This is a genomic window from Synechococcus sp. MIT S9509 (assembly GCF_047303035.1).
Lineage (GTDB): Bacteria > Cyanobacteriota > Cyanobacteriia > PCC-6307 > Cyanobiaceae > Synechococcus_C.
This window is the reverse complement of sequence record NZ_CP138940.1, coordinates 1,634,945-1,650,573: the sequence shown is the minus strand read 5'-3', so window position 1 is coordinate 1,650,573 and position 15,629 is coordinate 1,634,945. Positions and strand designations below refer to the sequence as shown.

Annotated in this window: 18 protein-coding genes; 12 read left to right on the top strand and 6 right to left on the bottom strand. The window is 60.1% G+C overall.

Annotated features, from left to right (window positions below; genetic code table 11):
* Positions 1-56: 56 nt before the first annotated feature.
* The 10 genes from atpE (at position 57) to SIB73_RS09620 (ending at position 6,968) form a co-directional block, all read left to right on the top strand.
* Complete coding sequence (atpE, locus tag SIB73_RS09665) at positions 57-305, top strand: ATP synthase F0 subunit C (protein ID WP_007098848.1); 249 nt, start codon at positions 57-59, stop codon at positions 303-305.
* A gap of 87 nt (positions 306-392) precedes the next feature.
* Positions 393-860, top strand: coding sequence for a F0F1 ATP synthase subunit B' (locus tag SIB73_RS09660; protein ID WP_413405566.1), 468 nt, complete (start codon positions 393-395; stop codon positions 858-860).
* Entirely contained in the window at positions 860-1,378 is a 519-nt protein-coding gene (locus SIB73_RS09655; RefSeq protein ID WP_413439589.1) for a F0F1 ATP synthase subunit B, read from the top strand. Before SIB73_RS09660 ends, SIB73_RS09655 begins: the two co-directional genes overlap by 1 nt.
* Positions 1,378-1,926 carry an ATP synthase F1 subunit delta gene (gene atpH, locus SIB73_RS09650; RefSeq protein WP_413405570.1) on the top strand — a complete coding sequence of 183 codons (549 nt, stop codon included), beginning with the start codon at positions 1,378-1,380 and terminating at the stop codon, positions 1,924-1,926. The genes SIB73_RS09655 and atpH overlap by 1 nt, the downstream gene beginning before the upstream one ends.
* Positions 1,927-1,985: 59 nt before the next feature.
* Entirely contained in the window at positions 1,986-3,506 is a 1,521-nt protein-coding gene (gene atpA, locus SIB73_RS09645) for a F0F1 ATP synthase subunit alpha (protein WP_413405572.1), read from the top strand.
* Positions 3,507-3,517: 11 nt separating this feature from the next.
* Positions 3,518-4,468, top strand: coding sequence for a F0F1 ATP synthase subunit gamma (locus SIB73_RS09640; RefSeq protein WP_413405574.1), 951 nt, complete (start codon positions 3,518-3,520; stop codon positions 4,466-4,468).
* Positions 4,469-4,620: 152 nt separating this feature from the next.
* A complete protein-coding gene (locus SIB73_RS09635; protein WP_413405576.1) occupies positions 4,621-4,956 on the top strand; it encodes a 2Fe-2S iron-sulfur cluster-binding protein in 336 nt (111 codons plus the stop codon).
* Positions 4,957-5,287: 331 nt separating this feature from the next.
* Entirely contained in the window at positions 5,288-5,470 is a 183-nt protein-coding gene (locus tag SIB73_RS09630) for a hypothetical protein (RefSeq protein ID WP_413439588.1), read from the top strand.
* Positions 5,467-6,537, top strand: a complete 1,071-nt coding sequence (locus SIB73_RS09625; RefSeq protein WP_413439587.1) for a DUF3326 domain-containing protein — start codon at positions 5,467-5,469, stop codon at positions 6,535-6,537. The genes SIB73_RS09630 and SIB73_RS09625 overlap by 4 nt, the downstream gene beginning before the upstream one ends.
* Positions 6,537-6,968, top strand: coding sequence for a YchJ family protein (locus SIB73_RS09620; RefSeq protein WP_413405582.1), 432 nt, complete (start codon positions 6,537-6,539; stop codon positions 6,966-6,968). The genes SIB73_RS09625 and SIB73_RS09620 overlap by 1 nt, the downstream gene beginning before the upstream one ends.
* Before the next feature lie 4 nt (positions 6,969-6,972).
* On the opposite strand, the gene ald is transcribed toward SIB73_RS09620, so the two are convergent.
* The 5 genes from ald to SIB73_RS09595 are packed head-to-tail and all read right to left on the bottom strand — an operon-like array spanning position 6,973 to position 12,825.
* A complete protein-coding gene (gene ald, locus SIB73_RS09615) occupies positions 6,973-8,112 on the bottom strand; it encodes an alanine dehydrogenase (protein ID WP_413405584.1) in 1,140 nt (379 codons plus the stop codon).
* A 29-nt stretch (positions 8,113-8,141) separates the two neighbouring features.
* Complete coding sequence (locus tag SIB73_RS09610; RefSeq protein WP_413405586.1) at positions 8,142-9,905, bottom strand: NAD+ synthase; 1,764 nt, start codon at positions 9,903-9,905, stop codon at positions 8,142-8,144.
* Positions 9,906-9,911: 6 nt separating this feature from the next.
* Positions 9,912-10,502: a nicotinate-nucleotide adenylyltransferase gene (locus SIB73_RS09605; protein ID WP_413405588.1), complete on the bottom strand. Its 591-nt coding sequence runs from the start codon at positions 10,500-10,502 to the stop codon at positions 9,912-9,914.
* Between the two features lie 2 nt (positions 10,503-10,504).
* The gene (locus SIB73_RS09600) at positions 10,505-11,815 is read right to left on the bottom strand and encodes a GTP-binding protein (protein ID WP_413405590.1); all 1,311 of its coding nucleotides are present in this window, start codon (positions 11,813-11,815) and stop codon (positions 10,505-10,507) included.
* A complete protein-coding gene (locus SIB73_RS09595) occupies positions 11,812-12,825 on the bottom strand; it encodes a CNNM domain-containing protein (RefSeq protein ID WP_413405592.1) in 1,014 nt (337 codons plus the stop codon). Before SIB73_RS09595 ends, SIB73_RS09600 begins: the two co-directional genes overlap by 4 nt.
* Before the next feature lie 53 nt (positions 12,826-12,878).
* Between SIB73_RS09595 and SIB73_RS09590 the strand changes: the two genes are divergently transcribed.
* A complete protein-coding gene (locus tag SIB73_RS09590; RefSeq protein ID WP_413405594.1) occupies positions 12,879-14,231 on the top strand; it encodes an aminopeptidase P N-terminal domain-containing protein in 1,353 nt (450 codons plus the stop codon).
* 14 nt (positions 14,232-14,245) lie between these two features.
* On the opposite strand, the gene SIB73_RS09585 is transcribed toward SIB73_RS09590, so the two are convergent.
* Positions 14,246-14,986: an HAD family hydrolase gene (locus SIB73_RS09585; protein ID WP_413405596.1), complete on the bottom strand. Its 741-nt coding sequence runs from the start codon at positions 14,984-14,986 to the stop codon at positions 14,246-14,248.
* A gap of 125 nt (positions 14,987-15,111) precedes the next feature.
* Here SIB73_RS09585 and SIB73_RS09580 point away from each other — a divergent pair, with 125 nt between their 5' ends.
* A complete protein-coding gene (locus tag SIB73_RS09580; protein WP_413405598.1) occupies positions 15,112-15,615 on the top strand; it encodes a 30S ribosomal protein PSRP-3 in 504 nt (167 codons plus the stop codon).
* Positions 15,616-15,629 lie beyond the last annotated feature (14 nt).

Genomic DNA, 15,629 nt, shown 5'->3' with positions numbered 1-15,629 from the left:
CAATCCCCACTTCATTTGCTCAGCGCTACTGCGCACCCCCCCCCAACCCTCTCAACATGGATTCCATCACTTCCGCAGCTTCCGTCGTTGCTGCTGGCCTCGCTGTTGGCCTGGCGGCTATCGGCCCTGGCATCGGTCAGGGCAGCGCTTCCCAAGGTGCTGTTGAAGGTATTGCCCGCCAGCCTGAAGCTGAAGGCAAGATCCGCGGCACCCTGCTGCTCTCTCTGGCATTCATGGAGTCGCTGACGATCTACGGCCTGGTTGTGGCTCTGGTGCTTCTGTTCGCCAACCCCTTCGCCGGTTGATCCATTCCCAGGGAGCTCCGTCATGCCGATGGCAGCTCCCTGATGTGATTCCTTTCTTCTACAGCTTTTCCTCAGCGCTCCTCTTTCATGACCTGGCTTCTGCTTGCTGAAGCAGCGGTGCCGGAGGGAGGTCTCTTCGACCTCGATGCCACCCTGCCGTTGATGGCAGTTCAGGTGGTTCTCCTGACCTTCCTGCTCAATTCCCTCTTCTTCCGTCCGGTCGGCAAGGTCGTGGAGGACCGTGAGGGCTACATCTCCACAAGCCTTGCCGATGCCAAGCAGAAGCTTGAGCAAGTTCAGCGTCTAGAGGCTGAACTCACTGAACAACTCAAGGGAGCTCGCCAGTCCGCTCAGGCAGCGATTCTCGAGGCTGAGCAGGAGGTCGACAACCTTTACCGCGAGGCGATCGCAACGACCGAGGCGGACGCCAATCGCACGCGAGAGAAGGCTCGCCGTGAGATTGAGGCTCAGCGAGAGCAGGCTCAGTCCCAGCTGATGGGCAAAGTCGATGAGTTCAGCACAAAGATCATTCAACGTCTGCTGGCCGTTTCATGATGTCTTTTGTCAATTTCCTTGCTGCAGAGGGTGGTTTCGCGATCAACCTCAATCCTCTTGAGACAAACCTGATCAATCTGGTCATTGTCATCGGGTTACTTGTCTATTTTCTCAAGGGATTGCTTGGCGGCATTCTTGAGCGGCGGCGTGAATCGATTCTCAAGGAGTTGAATGATGCGGAAGCCCGTCTCAAAACCGCCACAACAGAACTGAGCAAGGCTCAGGCTGATCTCGACTCCGCTAAAGAAAAGGCTGAGAAGATCCGTGCTGACGGCAAAGCCAGGGCACAGGCCATCCGGGCTGATGGCGAGCAACGCACGATCGAGGCGATGGCTGCTCTGAAGCAGGATGCTCTTGCTGACCTCAATGCTGAGAGTGCTCGTCTCACCGAGCAGCTACGCCGAGAAGCTGCCCTGGCAGCCATCGACAAAGTGATGGCTGATCTTCCCGGACGTCTCGATTCTGCGGCTCAAGCCCGTCTCATCGATGCCTCCATCAACAATCTGGAGGACGCCTGATGCCCCTGCTTAATACTCTGGCCACCCCTTACGCCGAAGCATTGCTGCAGGTGACCAATGCTCGCAATGAATCGGAAGAGGTGGCTGCCCAGTGCAAAGAGCTCATCGCTCTGTGGGACAGCAGTGATTCACTGCGCGATGCCATGACGTCTCCGGTGCTTGAGCCGACGGCCAAGAAGAAAGCGCTCGAACAGCTCCTGAGCCAGCAGGTTCAGCCTTCATTGCTGAATCTGCTCAAGGTTCTGGCCGACCGCTACCGACTCACTGCCTTTGATGCCGTCCTGGGTCGGTATCTCGAGCTTTATCGCGAATCCCGCAAGATATCGCTGGCCCATGTGCGTTCGGCCCAGGCCCTGTCCGACTCTCAGAAAGCATCGCTCACCGCCAAGGTCCAGTCCATGGTGGGAAGCGGTTCCGTTGAAATCGATCTCACCATTGATCCCAGCTTGATTGGTGGCTTCGTGATCAATGTTGGCTCCCAGGTCATCGACGCTAGTCTTTCCGGCCAAGTAAGACGACTCGGTCTCTCGCTTGCCAAAGCGGGCTGACCGTTTTTTCTTCACCCTTCAGATTTTTCTCTTATCCCCCGTCAAAGGGTTTACCAGCCATGGTTTCCATCCGTCCCGACGAGATCAGCGCGATTCTCAAGCAGCAGATCGAGGACTACGACAAGTCTGTTTCTGTCAGCAACGTTGGTTCTGTCCTGCAGGTGGGTGATGGCATCGCCCGCGTCTATGGCCTTCAGGAAGTGATGGCTGGCGAACTCGTTGAATTCGAAGACGGCACCGAAGGCATCGCCCTCAATCTCGAGGATGACAATGTCGGCGCCGTGCTGATGGGTGAAGGCCTTGGAATTCAGGAGGGCAGCACCGTTCGTGCAACAGGGAAGATCGCTTCTGTTCCCGTTGGCGATGCCCTTCTCGGCCGGGTCGTCAATTCCCTTGGAGTTCCTCTGGACGGCAAGGGTGATCTCGCCACCACCGAGACCCGTCTGATCGAGTCCCCCGCTCCAGGCATCATTCAGCGCAAGTCGGTGCACGAGCCGATGCAAACCGGCATCACCGCCATCGACGCGATGATCCCCATCGGTCGCGGCCAGCGTGAGCTGATCATTGGTGACCGCCAGACCGGTAAGTCAGCCATTGCGATCGACACCATCCTGAATCAGGCCGATCAGGATGTGGTTTGCGTCTATGTCGCCATCGGTCAGAAAGCCGCTTCCGTGGCCCAGGTCACCGAGGTTCTTCGTGAGCGTGGAGCACTGGATTACACCGTGATCGTTGCGGCCAACGCCTCCGATCCCGCAGCTCTGCAGTATCTCGCTCCTTACACCGGGGCTTCGATCGCAGAAGCCTTCATGTACAAGGGCAAGGCCACCCTGGTCATCTACGACGACCTTTCCAAGCAGGCCCAGGCCTACCGCCAGATGTCTCTGCTGCTTCGTCGTCCGCCCGGACGTGAGGCCTACCCCGGTGATGTCTTCTACTGCCACAGTCGTCTGCTTGAACGTGCAGCCAAGTTGTCCGACGCCATGGGCAAAGGTTCCATGACGGCCCTGCCGATCATTGAGACCCAGGCTGGTGACGTGTCCGCGTACATCCCCACCAACGTGATTTCGATCACCGACGGTCAGGTGTTCCTCAGTTCCGACCTCTTCAACTCCGGTCTGCGTCCCGCCATCAACGTGGGTATTTCAGTGAGCCGGGTCGGCGGCGCTGCCCAGACCAAGGCCATCAAGAAAATCGCCGGCACCTTGAAGCTGGAACTGGCTCAGTTCGATGAACTGGCTGCGTTCTCTCAGTTCGCTTCCGATCTTGATGCGGCAACGCAGAAACAGCTGGGTCGCGGCAAGCGCCTGCGTGAACTGCTGAAACAACCTCAGTTCAGTCCGTTGATCCTGGCTGAACAGGTCGCCATCGTTTATGCAGGTGTCAAAGGTCTGATCGATGACGTCCCTGTGGATCAAGTGGTTCAGTTCTCCAGGGAACTGCGCGAATACCTGAAGAGCAACAAGCCTGAGTTCATCAAGAAGATTCAGGACGAGAAGGTCCTCAGCCCCGAAGCCGAAACCATGCTCAAGGAGGCCATCTCCGAAGTCACCTCCACCATGTTGGCTTCCGCCAACTGAGGCTCTGAGACATGGCAAATCTGAAGGAGATCCGAGACCGGATCAAGTCTGTCAAAAACACCCGCAAGATCACCGAGGCCATGCGCCTCGTGGCTGCGGCAAAGGTGCGGCGTGCTCAGGAACAGGTGTTGCGCAGTCGACCCTTCGCGGATCGGCTTGCTCGACTGCTTGAAAACCTCCAGGCACGCATGCGTTTCGAAGACGCCGATGCTCCTCTGCTGGAGCAGCGCAACGTCGAGACCATCACGCTTGTGGCTGTCACCGGTGACCGCGGTCTCTGTGGCGGCTACAACGCCAACATCATCAAACGCACCGAGATGCGTTTCGCTGAGCTTCAGGGCAAGGGATACAAGGTTGATCTGGTTCTGATCGGACGTAAAGCCATCAGCTATTTCACCAACCGGAGCTATCCGATTCAGGCCACCTTCACCGGTCTTGAGCAGGTTCCCACCGCCGACGAAGCTGGCTCCATCGCCAATGAGGTTTTTGCAGAGTTTCTCTCCGGGAGCACTGATCGTGTTGAGATCATCTACACGAAGTTCATCAATCTGGTGAGTTGCAATCCGGTTGTTCAGACTCTGCTTCCCCTGGATCCCCAGGGCATCGCTGAGGCTGATGACGAGATCTTCCGTCTCACCACCAAGGATGGAGAGCTCCGCGTTGAATCGGGCGAGGGTCCGGCCAACACCCAGCCTCAGCTGCCTTCGGACATTGTCTTTGAACAGAGTCCGGATCAGTTGCTCAATGCGCTCCTGCCCCTTTATCTGCAGAATCAGCTGCTGAGATCGTTGCAGGAAGCGGCGGCCTCTGAACTGGCAAGCCGAATGACGGCCATGAACAATGCCAGTGACAATGCCAAGGCTCTCGCCAAGACGCTTACCCTTGACTACAACAAGGCGCGTCAGGCGGCCATCACGCAGGAGATTCTTGAGGTTGTGGGCGGCGCCGCAGCAATGGCCTGATCGGCTTTGGCATCATTGCCAATCTGTTTGCGTCCTTCAGCCGGCCAGATGGCCGGCTTTTTTATTTGACGTTGCCTAGGCAGTGACACTGAACTGGTTTCAGGCGACCTCTACGCTGACGAAAGCCCATTGATGGGAGCAATCCAGAAACGATGAGCAACGTCACTCCAGCTGTATATGCCATCACCATTGAGTTGGATGGCCAGCAGCATCATTTCCAGTGCCGCGACAATCAGACCGTTTTGTCCGCTGCGGAAGCGGCAGGAGTGCCAGTGCCCAGCTCCTGCTGCGCAGGTGTCTGCACCACCTGCGCAGCACGCATCCAGGAGGGCGAGGTCCACCAACCCGATGCCATGGGTGTGAAGGAGGATCTTCGTCAAGAGGGCTTCGCTCTTCTCTGTGTCTCCTTTCCGCGTTCTGATCTCGCTGCAACGGCAGGGCAGGAGGATGCTCTGTATGAGGCTCAGTTCGGCCAATACCAGAGCTGAGTTGATGCTTTCGACCTGCCTTCTGCGTTGGATACAGATTGGGCAAGAGTCTTCGGAATCAGGAATGCATTGGCGAAAGTGATCTTTCCTTGCTGTTTGAAAGAAAAATTTCTGGTCAGATGCTAATCCTTTTATTGGCATTCTCCTGAGGTTGGAACACACAAATTCCTGTCGGTATATTGGTGGTCAATTGTTGTATTGACTGAAATCTTTGACCTTTCAATGCTGTTTGATATGGCTCACTTCATGCTTTGACTTCAAGCAAATATTCTTGTTCTGCTGTTCGCAAAGCCCGGGAGTCTGAAAATTGAACAAAGTTCCCCTGAAGCTCATGTTCAAGAGGATGTCGCTGATCACTCCAGAATCACTCCCTGTGAAAAGCTTGCGTTCCTGGGTCCTTGAGCAATTGCGTCTGGAGGGTGAGCCCCTGCGCTGGGCAATCACCTCGATCGATCCTTCCCCTGAAGGCTCTCCCACTGCGCTTGAGGTTGAAGCTGTGCTGATCGACGCATGACGCTATCGGTGGCGCCGATGCCCACGCTGATGATTGTGCCCACCGGCATCGGCTGTCAGGTTGGAGGGTTTGCCGGGGATGCCCTGCCGAGTGCCCGACTGCTGGCAGCGGCCAGCGGTTGCCTGATCACCCATCCCAATGTGATCAACGGAGCTTCTCTGTATTGGCGTGATTCACGCATTCATTACGTCGAGGGTTACGGGCTCGACCGTTTTGCTTCCTCTGCCTGGGGTTTGCGTCCCAGGCGCAATCAACGCATCGGCCTGTTGCTGGATGCCGGAATCGAGAGCGATCTGCGGATACGACACCGACAGGTCGCTGAGGGTTGCAGAGCCAGTCTGGGCCTTGATATCAACGCAGTAGTCACAACCGATGCCCCTCTTGGTGTGCACCTTTGCGCAGCTGGTAGCGGCACAAGCTGGGGCACTCTGGATCGCCCCGATGCGCTGCTGAGAGCGGGTGAGCGCCTCAAGGCAGCAGGGTCAACCGCCATCGCTGTGGTTGCCCGGTTCCCCGAAGAGTTCACCAGTGAGGCGTTGACGGCATACCGCCACGGCAGAGGCGTGGATGGTCTTGCGGGAGCTGAAGCGGTGATCAGTCACTTGCTGGTTCGCCATCTTCAGATTCCCTGCGCCCATGCTCCAGCACTGGCGCCTCTGCCCCTCGACGCTGACCTTGACCCTCGAGCCGCAGGCGAGGAGCTTGGCCATACCTTTCTGGCCTGTGTGCTGGTGGGACTCAGCAGGGCTCCGGATCTGCTGGATCTTTCCGCCGGGAGTGCGAGCATGCCTGGCGATCTCGTTGCCGACCAGTTGGGTGCCCTTGTGGTGCCCGATGGTGCGCTTGGCGGAGAGGCTGTGTTTGCATGCCTGGAGCGAAATGTTCCTGTGATCGCGGTTCTCAATCCGGGTGTGTTGTCGGTCAGTGCGGAGGCTCTGGGTGTGGGTCATCAGGTTCTGAAGGCTGCCTCTTATGTGGAAGCAGCCGGGTTGTTGGTTGCTCTGCGCGAGGGCATCGCCATCCCCTCTCTTGGGCGTCCCTTCCCAGCTCTGCGGGAGCTGAATTAATGGCAGTTGGCTTCGCCAAGCCGCCAGTGCGGGCATGTCCCTGTGGCAGCGGCTTGGTGCTGGACCAGTGTTGCGGTCCTCTGCATCGAGGAAGGCTGAAGGCGGTGACAGCGGAACAGTTGATGCGTTCTCGCTACGCCGCGTATGTGCTTGCGGAGGTGGAGTACCTGATCGCAACCCATCCCGACGGTGCCCGCACCCCTGTCGAGCGGCGTCGGGAGCTGCGTCTCAGCTGCCGGCAGACCCAGTGGCATGGCCTCACAGTGCTGGACTCTGAGGCCGGTTGCTCTGAGGATCTTGAGGGCACCGTACGTTTCGAGGCCGTCTTCAGCGCCGGTGGGCAACGCCATGTGCTGAAGGAACACTCGCTGTTCCGCAGACGTGATGGCGCAGCAACAGGAGAGTGGCTCTACATCCGCTCACTCGACTGAAAAATCAGCGCAGGCAGGCCATCGGGTGGCGCGGTGGAACCCCCAGAGCTTTGGCGACTCCTGGATGGCAGACCGCACCCTTCACGGTATTCAGCCCTGAAAGCAACTCGGGACGCTCGGTGACGGCCTCCTCCAGTCCACGGCCTGCGATGCCGAGGATGTAGGGCAGGGTCACGCTCACCAGAGCTTCGGTTGAGGTGAAGGGCACGGCTCCCGGCATGTTGCCAACGCCATAGTGCTGCACTCCATGGATGAACACTGTTGGATCGGTGTGCGTGGTCTCACGGCTCGTGGCCACACACCCTCCCTGGTCAACAGCAACATCGACGATCGCCGATCCAGGCGTCATCTGCTTCACCATCTCCTCATCCACCAATGTCGGTGCCCGACCACCCGGGGTAAGTACAGCGCCGATCAACAGGTCAGCTGTTGGAACCAAGCGCTCCAGAAGTCCACGACTGCTGACCATGCTGGTCAGTCGACCACGACGGTCGGCTTCAAGGCTGCGCAACCGTTCCGGGGACCGGTCCAGAAGCAGAACCTCGGCATCCATCGCCGCTGCGAGTCGCGCTGCATTCCAACCCACCGTGCCGGCTCCCAGCACCACAACGCGAGCTGGACGCACGCCTGTGCATCCACCGATCAAGACACCACGTCCGCCATTGGGGCGTTCCAGAAGCCTGGATCCCACCTGGGCAGCCAGTCGCCCTGCGATCTCGCTCATCGGGGCCAGCAGAGGCAGGCTTCCGTTCTCCAGCTGAACCGTTTCATAGGCCACTCCCGTGGTACCGGCATCCAGGAGTGCCTCTCCCACCTGGCTGTAAGCCGCCAGATGCAGGTAGGTGAACAGCACCATGTCGTCCCGCAGAAGACTGAACTCCATTGGTTGCGGCTCTTTCACTTTCACCACCAGGTGAGCCGCCCAGGCTTCCTCACGTTCCACGAGTCGGGCCCCCGCTGCAGCGAAGGCGTCGTCACTGATGCCTGCTCCTGCGCCTGCTCCGTTCTGGATGCGCACCTCAAGGCCCTGGGTCACCAGTTCGCGGACGGCATCCGGGGTGAGCGCCACGCGTTGTTCGTCGGCTTTGATCTCAGTGGGGACACCGATAGTGGCCATCGGGGCCGTCAGGACGGAATGGGCCATGGGGGACGGAGTCTTGTCTTCAATCTGGCTCAGACAGCCGCGATCGGCAGCCGCCAGCCACTGCCGAAGGCTTGGGCACTCACCTTCAGCAACGGCGCGGCCTGTCTGCGCTTGAACTCAGCTCTGCGGAACAGCCGTTCAATCCGTTGCACCTCCGCAGGGTCATGCCCAGCAGCTGTCAGCTGCTGACCGCTGAGGCGGTGTTCAATCAGGTCGATCAGCAGGGGGTCGAGCCGGTCGTAGTCCGGGAGTGAGTCGCTGTCTTTCTGGTCCGGACGCAGTTCGGCGCTGGGAGGTTTCTCGAGGATTGCGCTGCCGATCAATGCCCCCTCGGCCGGCAGGGACAGGTCCTTGCGACACTGGCTTGCCTCGCTGCTGTCCAGCCACCGGCACAGTGAAAACACTGTTGATTTATACAGGTCCCCGATCACAGCGAGGCCGCCATTCATATCGCCGTAGAGAGTGCAGTAGCCCACTGCGAGCTCCGATTTGTTGCCGGTGGTGAGCAGCAGCTGACCCTGCTGATTGGCCATGGCCATCAGCAGGGTGCCCCGGATGCGCGACTGCAGATTCTCGGCTGTCACCCCTGAGGGAGCGCTCTCCAGGGCAGGGGTCAATGTCGACTGGAAACTGTCCATCAGGTTCTCGATCGGAACGATGGTGTGGGCGATGTTCAGTCGATCCGCCAGGTTGAGCGCGTCCCTGAGTGAACCCTCCGAGCTCCATGGAGAAGGCATCAGCAGGGTTTGCACCTGATGGGGGCCCAGGGCCGCGGCAGCGATCACAGCCACCAGCGCTGAGTCGATCCCCCCGCTCAGGCCGAGCAGGGCGCTCTGGAATCCACATTTGCCCGCATAGTCCTTGACACCGGTGACCAGGGTGCGAAACAGCGTTTCCATCTCCTGCTGCTCCGTCTCCAGCTGCCCCGACTGGATCCATGGCGTCATGGCCGATGGATGACGTGCCGATGGATGGAGTGCCGCTGGTGGTCTGTCGGCGGCATCCCAGATCTCTGTGGTTTCACGGCAGTCAGGAAGTTCCAGGAGCGGCGTCTCGCAGCGCTCGCTCATCACGAAGCTGGCACCATCAAACACCAGTTCGTCATTGCCTCCCACCTGATTGACGTAGACCACGGGGCAGTCAAGGCGCTGCGCCGCACGAGCGGCCAACTGGCGTCTCAGAGTCGCCTTGCGGCGGCCATAGGGAGAGGCTGAGCAGTTGATGAGCGCATCGATCCTTGCGGGGATCAGATCGGCCACAGGATCAGGTCCCACCAGGCGATGACCATGCAGTTCCTGATCCACCCACAGGTCTTCGCAGATGGTGATTCCCAGTCGCCAGTCGCGGCGTTCGCTGCTCAGTGTGATCTGCCCGGCGCCATGGCTTGGCCTGAAGTAACGCGTCTCATCAAAAACGTCGTAACTGGGTAGCAGTTGCTTCCTGGCCACCACTTGATCTCCGCTCAGCTGCACGAGGGAGATGGCATTGAACAGGCCCGGATGCAGGCTGTCATCTGCCGCATCGGCCACACCAACCAGAAGCGCGATGTCCAAACGCCTGACGGCAAGTCCATCTCGGAGCGCGTCGAGGGCCTGCCGTTGTTGTTGCAGGTGTGTGGGGCTGAACAGCAGATCCCTGGGTGGGTAACCCCAGAGCGAGAGTTCCGGCGTCACCAGCAGCTCCGGTTCGGTTCCGGTGGTCTTGATCAGGCTGTCGAGGGCGTTCAGGATGCGGTTGGCATTGCCCAGCAAGTCGCCCACAACAGGATTCATCTGGGCCAGGGCAATACGCATCGGCACTCAGGGATTGAAGGCATTGAAGCCATAAAGATTGTGCTTCAGCAGCAGCGGCCAGAGACATTCGGGCACCTGCTGACGTTCCTGCCTCTGTTTCAGCTGAGAACTGGCCGCAGCGGGAATGCCAAGGGGCAGCACCCGCGCTGACGCTCCCATCAGACGAAGCGTCGTCAGAGTGACTTGCTGAAGGGGCCATCCATCACGGGGCACAATTCCGAGATTGCAGTGCTTCAGAAAGCGCTGGGCCTCCTTCCATGTTTTGATCTGCGGAGCGAGATCGCTCCCCACCACGAAACAGAGGCGATGGTCGGGCCAGCGTTGGCTGGCCCGTTCCAGTGTGGAGATCGCGAAGGGACTACTGAGATCCTGGGCCAGTTGCAGCCTGGGATCGGCGATCGCATCAACCAGAGTTCTCAGCAGGTCACAACGCAGCTTCAGATCCGCGTCATGGCGTTTCATCGGGTTGTCACTGGCCCAGGTGGCGACCCTGTCAAACTGGGTCAGCAGCCCTTCCAGCAGCGCTTGATGCCCCACCGTCGGAGGGTCTGCACTGGTCCCGAGCAGTGCGATCTCAGCGGTGGCTGTGTCCGCCATGGTCAGGGCAACAGCGATGGCAGCGGTTGACGAGTCTGCGGCTGGGGCCATTCCTGCATCAGCAGAATGATGCCGTGATCCGTCTGTGCCAGGCGCCGCATCAATGTGGCTGGACCTGGCTGAAGTCGGCGGCCCCGCCCCCGTTCCTCCAGCAGCCAGCGGGCTGTCATCCGTCCGGTGCGGCGTGTCGTGTGCACCGCCAGTGCCGCCTGAGCCAGGGCCACCGGTGCGGCAGGGGCCAGTGTCAGACCAGCAGTGAAGGGTGCCGCCAGCAACAACAGCTGTCGCAATGAGCCCAAGGCGACCTGGAGTCCGAGCTGTGCCCCCCCCAGCAGAGCGTTCTGTCCACTCAGCTGGCGAATCAACTTGCGGGCAGCGGGGCCTCCAAGGGGAAGCCCATACAGAGAGCACAGCTGGCGAACAAGGGCGGCATCGCAGGCGAAACCCCCAGCCAGATCGAGAAGTAGCAGCGGGTTGGCGGCCACTCCGGTGGCTTTGAGAGCGGCGTAGCGCCCGATCAAGCCCTGGGCTTCTTTTCGGCGTCGCTGCAGCCTCCCCGTCTCCAACTGCTGCTGAATCCTCGTGGCCTGCCTGAGGCTGTTGAGCAGCAGCAGGCTCTGGCCATGTTGTTCCAGCAGACGGGTCAGGCCGATCTCCAGTGCTTTCACATCGGCTGGTTGCTCGCGGCTGCGGATGCGGCCATCACTCAGCTGAACAGCCTTGCGCGGCGCCGCCGAGACCGCAAGCGGCGCCTGCAGTCCTGCAGGGAGTCGGTTGTGGATGCTGCGCAGCAGATCCGGCAGCTGATCCTCCGGCCAGCAGTCGCTGCGGTTCAGCACGGTCAGCACCGGCTTGCCCATGGTCTGGAGCGTGTCCAGGGCCTCCAGTTCCACCTGCGTGATGTCGCCGTCCAGCACAAGAAGTACCAGATCGGCATGGAGGGCAACCCTGGCAGCCAGTCGTGCCCGCGCAGGCCCGTCCACTTCATCGATGCCAGGAGTGTCAACCAGTTCGACCGTCCGCAGGCCTGGAACGGGTCTTGGCCAGGCCGCGGCCTGCTGCTGACGTGTGCAGCCGTGGGCGACATCCGTGGCCATCAGTTCCCGGCCCACCAGAGCGTTCACCAGACTGGACTTGCCGACGCCCACGCGGCCGAACACTGAGATCCGCAGCTTGCTTCGCTCAAGGCGATCGAGTTGGCGATCCAGAAGCTGCAGCCCACCTGCCAGAAGTCCCTGTTCCCGCTGGTTGAACTCCAGCCGTTCTCGCCAACCCCGCAGCAGATCTCTGCAGCGCTTCTCTGTGGCGCTCATGACGCTGCCTCGCCGGAGGTTTTCCTCCACCAGCCGGCCAGCACAGCCAGTACAGCCTCCGGGCCAATCACACCAACGAAGCCTCCGAATTCATCCACCACCACGCGTACGCCGCTGGTGTCGCGCTGGAATCCGGTGAGCAGGCGGTCGGCTCGGATCATCTCGGGAACGAACTCCGCCGGCTCACTCAGATCGGCTGGCGTGAGGTGGCCCTTGTTGCGCACCAGGGCGCTCAGCAGCCGATCACGATTGGCAACTCCCAGCACCTTGTCCACTGCATCGCCCAGCACGACCCACCACTGAGCTTCGTTGTCGAGCAGTTCAACGCGCAGCTTTTCGATGTTGCAGGAGCCATCAAGGGTTGGCGCCGCCACTCGCGGTGTCATGAGATCACGGGCGGTCAGATCATTGAGCAGAAAGACCTTCGAGATCATGTCGGCTTCATCGGCTTCGATCTGCCCTTTCTGAGATCCGAGTTTCGCCAGCAGGCGGATTTCCTCCTCATCCGTGCTGATCTCACTCTCCTCCGTGATGGCAGGCAGCAGTCGCTCCAGCAGCAGCACCAGCGGACGCATGATCACGCCGAGCCAGTGCAGAACCGGAGCACTCGCCAGGGAGACGGGCAGTGCCAGTCGGCTTCCAACCGCCTTGGGCAGGATCTCACCAAGCAGGATCACCAGCACCGTGAGGCTCACTGAAAACAGCGCCAGCGCTCCATTGCCTGCGTCCATCTTCTCGGTGAACACCCAGGAGGCGTAGCCACCGAGCATCAGGCTTCCGAAGATGTTGAAGGCATTGTTGGTGATCGCCAGAACGGAGAGGGTCCGGCCCAGGTGCAACCGCAGCTGGGCCAGCCTGCGTGCCCCGGCAACAGGCTTCGGCCGTGCCGCAAGTTCATGCACCCGTACGGGATTCACGGTGAGCAGCGCAGCTTCCACTCCTGAGCAGAGTGCGGATCCGGTCAGCACCACCACCACCAACAGGAGAAGGATCAGCAGGTCGGAGGTCATGCGCGGGCGCTTTGACTGCCATCCTGACGTTTCTCCGGTGTCCTGTCTCTGCCGTGGCTGATCTCGCCCCTGTTTTTGATGCGCAATTGTTCGCAGATCGCCGCGAGCGGTTCATGGCTGAACTGGGTGGGGCCGCGGCGGTGATCCCTGCGGCGATCCTGGTCACTCACCATGCGGATACGGAATGGCCCTTCCGCCAGAACAGTGATTTCTGGTATCTGACCGGTTTCGACGAACCCGATGCCGTGGCCCTGTTCCTGCCACATCGCCCTGAGGGTGAGAGGTTTGTGCTCTTCGTGAATCCGCGTGAGCCAGCTGCTGAGGTCTGGACAGGCAGGCGTTGGGGTTGTGAGGGCGCGGTCGAGCGCTTCGGTGCCGATCTCTCCCATCCGCGTGTGGAGCTTGATGCCCTGCTGCCGCAGTACCTGGAGGGTGCGGAGGGCATCGCCTTCCGCGTCGGTAGTCATCCATCGATCGAACCCCTGGTGTTGCGTTCATGGGGGGCGCAACTGGATCGGGCATCGCGCACCGGCAGTGCCGCACTGGCACTGATCGCGCCCTGCCCGCTGCTGCATCGGATGCGCCTGCGCAAGCAACCAGCTGAACTGGAACGCCTGCGGGAAGCCTGTCGGATTTCAGCCTCGGCCCATGAGCTGGCCAGGGCCGCTGTTCGTCCTGGAATGAACGAGCGAACGATTCAGGCCCTGATCGAGCAGCATTTTCTGGAGCAGGGAGCCCGTGGATCCGCCTACGGCTCGATCGTTGCCGGTGGAGATAACGCCTGTGTTCTGCATTACATCGACAACAGCGCGGTTCTTCAGGACGGAGATCTGCTGCTGATCGATGCCGGCTGTTCGCTTCGCGATTACTACAACGGTGACATCACCCGGACGTTCCCGGTGGGTGGTCGCTTCAGTGGGGAGCAACGCGAGCTTTATTCACTCGTGCTGGCTGCGCAGGAAGCGGCGATTCGCCAGGTCAAGCCCGGCCACACCGCTGAGGACGTTCATGACGCAGCCGTGCATGTTCTGGTCGAGGGACTTGTGGAACTGGGCCTTCTGGTGGGAGAGGTGGATGGTCTGATCGAGCAGGGCAGCTATCGGCATCTCTACATGCACCGAACCGGGCACTGGCTGGGCTTGGACGTTCACGACGTTGGTGCCTATCGGCTCGGTGAGCATCACGTCGAGCTGGAACCGGGCATCGTGCTCACGGTGGAGCCCGGTCTTTACATCAGTGATCGTCTTGCGGTTCCCGAGGGACAGCCGGCGATTGACGAGCGTTGGAAGGGCATCGGCATCCGAATCGAGGACGACGTTGCAGTCAGGGACCTTGCCGCAGTGTCATGTGGTCATGAAGTACTCACTTCAGGAGCTCTGAAAGCAGTCGCTGACATGGAGCGCTGAGAGGACCTGACGCGTCAGCGATCGGATTCTGCGAGACCCTGACGTTCAGCCCATGGGTGGTCCATTGACCATTGAATAGCCGCTTCAGTGCTGGACAGGATCCGATCCGCACCAGCGGATCTCAGCTGCAGCTCATAGGTGTTGCGTTCATCGCTGCCGGGTCGAAGATGCGGAGGTGACACAGCGAGGCTGATCCAATGCCTGTCAGGTCGTTCGGACCTGGCGTTGAGCACGGTCTGCACGTCGGCAACCGTGTCACCCAGGTAAGCGACCACACCCCCGCTGCGATCAGGCAAAAGGCTGTCGCTGAGCTGCACAAGACCGCTGGGGTCAGGCTTGTCAGGGGCATCGCCCATGGCGATCAAAGGAGGATTCACCAGTCCCAGTCGCTGCTGAAGCACGAATCGCGCCGATGGAGGTTCCGCACCACTCACGAACCCCCAACGCCAGCCGTTCCGAACCAGCGCAGTAAAGAAATCTCTGCGCACCAGCAAGGGTTCATCACGGATGTATCCCGTCCAATTCCCTGGATCACCATCGGGATCGGCCCCGAAATAAAAATCACTGAACACATCAATCAGCTCATTTCTGACAGGCAGCGAGTCGCCATGTCGGCGCAGCAGTTCCAGGCTGGCGTCCCAGTCGTTGTTCCAGCGGCCTTCGCCTTTGAGAGCGTCGATGCAGGAGGGAGCCGGCTGCCAGCCGCTGTAGTGCTCCACGGTTGCCTGGAGGGCTCTCCGATAACTTCCAGACACATCACGGATCACTCCGTCGATGTCGAACAGCAGAAGCTGGCTGGTGGTTGGCTGCCTTTCCAGGACGGTTGGATTTGACGGCTGGTAGGTTAGTTCTTTGTCATTGATTCTTGAGCGCTGACACCATGACGGTTTCCGAAGGCGCTGCCGTCGACCAAGAGGTCGCCACCGAGGCAGCAGCAGCTGATCAGGCTCCTCAGAGCACAGAGGCTGATCAGCAGCAGGAGCCGAAGGAAGGCCGTCCGGTGATGCGTGGCGGTAGTGCTGCACTGGCTTCAGCCACCATCGACGCTGATGGTGTGCCATCCGGATACACCCCGAAGGCCGATGAGGGACGCTTCCTGCTGAAGATTCTCTGGCTGCCCGACAATGTGGCTCTGGCCGTTGATCAAATTGTTGGCGGTGGCCCCAGCCCGTTGACCGCCTACTTCTTCTGGCCTCGTGAAGATGCCTGGGAAACGCTTAAGAGTGAACTTGAAGGTAAGTCCTGGATCACCGATAACGAACGCGTTGAGGTGTTGAATAAAGCCACAGAGGTCATCAATTACTGGCAGGAAGAGGGCAAGGGCAAGAGCCTGGAAGATGCCAAGCTCAAATTCCCTGATGTGACCTTCTGCGGTACCGCCTGATTCGGTCGGTCATA

Coding starts and splice junctions, on each gene's coding strand:
- SIB73_RS09620 (WP_413405582.1), top strand. CDS start 6,537: ATGGCAGTTGGCTTCGCCAAGCCGCCAGTGCGGGCATGTCCCTGTGGC.
- SIB73_RS09610 (WP_413405586.1), bottom strand. CDS start 9,905: ATGCGTATTGCCCTGGCCCAGATGAATCCTGTTGTGGGCGACTTGCTG.
- SIB73_RS09625 (WP_413439587.1), top strand. CDS start 5,467: ATGACGCTATCGGTGGCGCCGATGCCCACGCTGATGATTGTGCCCACC.
- atpH (WP_413405570.1), top strand. CDS start 1,378: ATGCCCCTGCTTAATACTCTGGCCACCCCTTACGCCGAAGCATTGCTG.
- atpA (WP_413405572.1), top strand. CDS start 1,986: ATGGTTTCCATCCGTCCCGACGAGATCAGCGCGATTCTCAAGCAGCAG.
- SIB73_RS09630 (WP_413439588.1), top strand. CDS start 5,288: ATGTTCAAGAGGATGTCGCTGATCACTCCAGAATCACTCCCTGTGAAA.
- ald (WP_413405584.1), bottom strand. CDS start 8,112: ATGGCCCATTCCGTCCTGACGGCCCCGATGGCCACTATCGGTGTCCCC.
- SIB73_RS09600 (WP_413405590.1), bottom strand. CDS start 11,815: ATGAGCGCCACAGAGAAGCGCTGCAGAGATCTGCTGCGGGGTTGGCGA.
- SIB73_RS09640 (WP_413405574.1), top strand. CDS start 3,518: ATGGCAAATCTGAAGGAGATCCGAGACCGGATCAAGTCTGTCAAAAAC.
- SIB73_RS09635 (WP_413405576.1), top strand. CDS start 4,621: ATGAGCAACGTCACTCCAGCTGTATATGCCATCACCATTGAGTTGGAT.
- SIB73_RS09580 (WP_413405598.1), top strand. CDS start 15,112: ATGACGGTTTCCGAAGGCGCTGCCGTCGACCAAGAGGTCGCCACCGAG.
- SIB73_RS09595 (WP_413405592.1), bottom strand. CDS start 12,825: ATGACCTCCGACCTGCTGATCCTTCTCCTGTTGGTGGTGGTGGTGCTG.
- atpE (WP_007098848.1), top strand. CDS start 57: ATGGATTCCATCACTTCCGCAGCTTCCGTCGTTGCTGCTGGCCTCGCT.
- SIB73_RS09605 (WP_413405588.1), bottom strand. CDS start 10,502: ATGGCGGACACAGCCACCGCTGAGATCGCACTGCTCGGGACCAGTGCA.
- SIB73_RS09655 (WP_413439589.1), top strand. CDS start 860: ATGTCTTTTGTCAATTTCCTTGCTGCAGAGGGTGGTTTCGCGATCAAC.
- SIB73_RS09660 (WP_413405566.1), top strand. CDS start 393: ATGACCTGGCTTCTGCTTGCTGAAGCAGCGGTGCCGGAGGGAGGTCTC.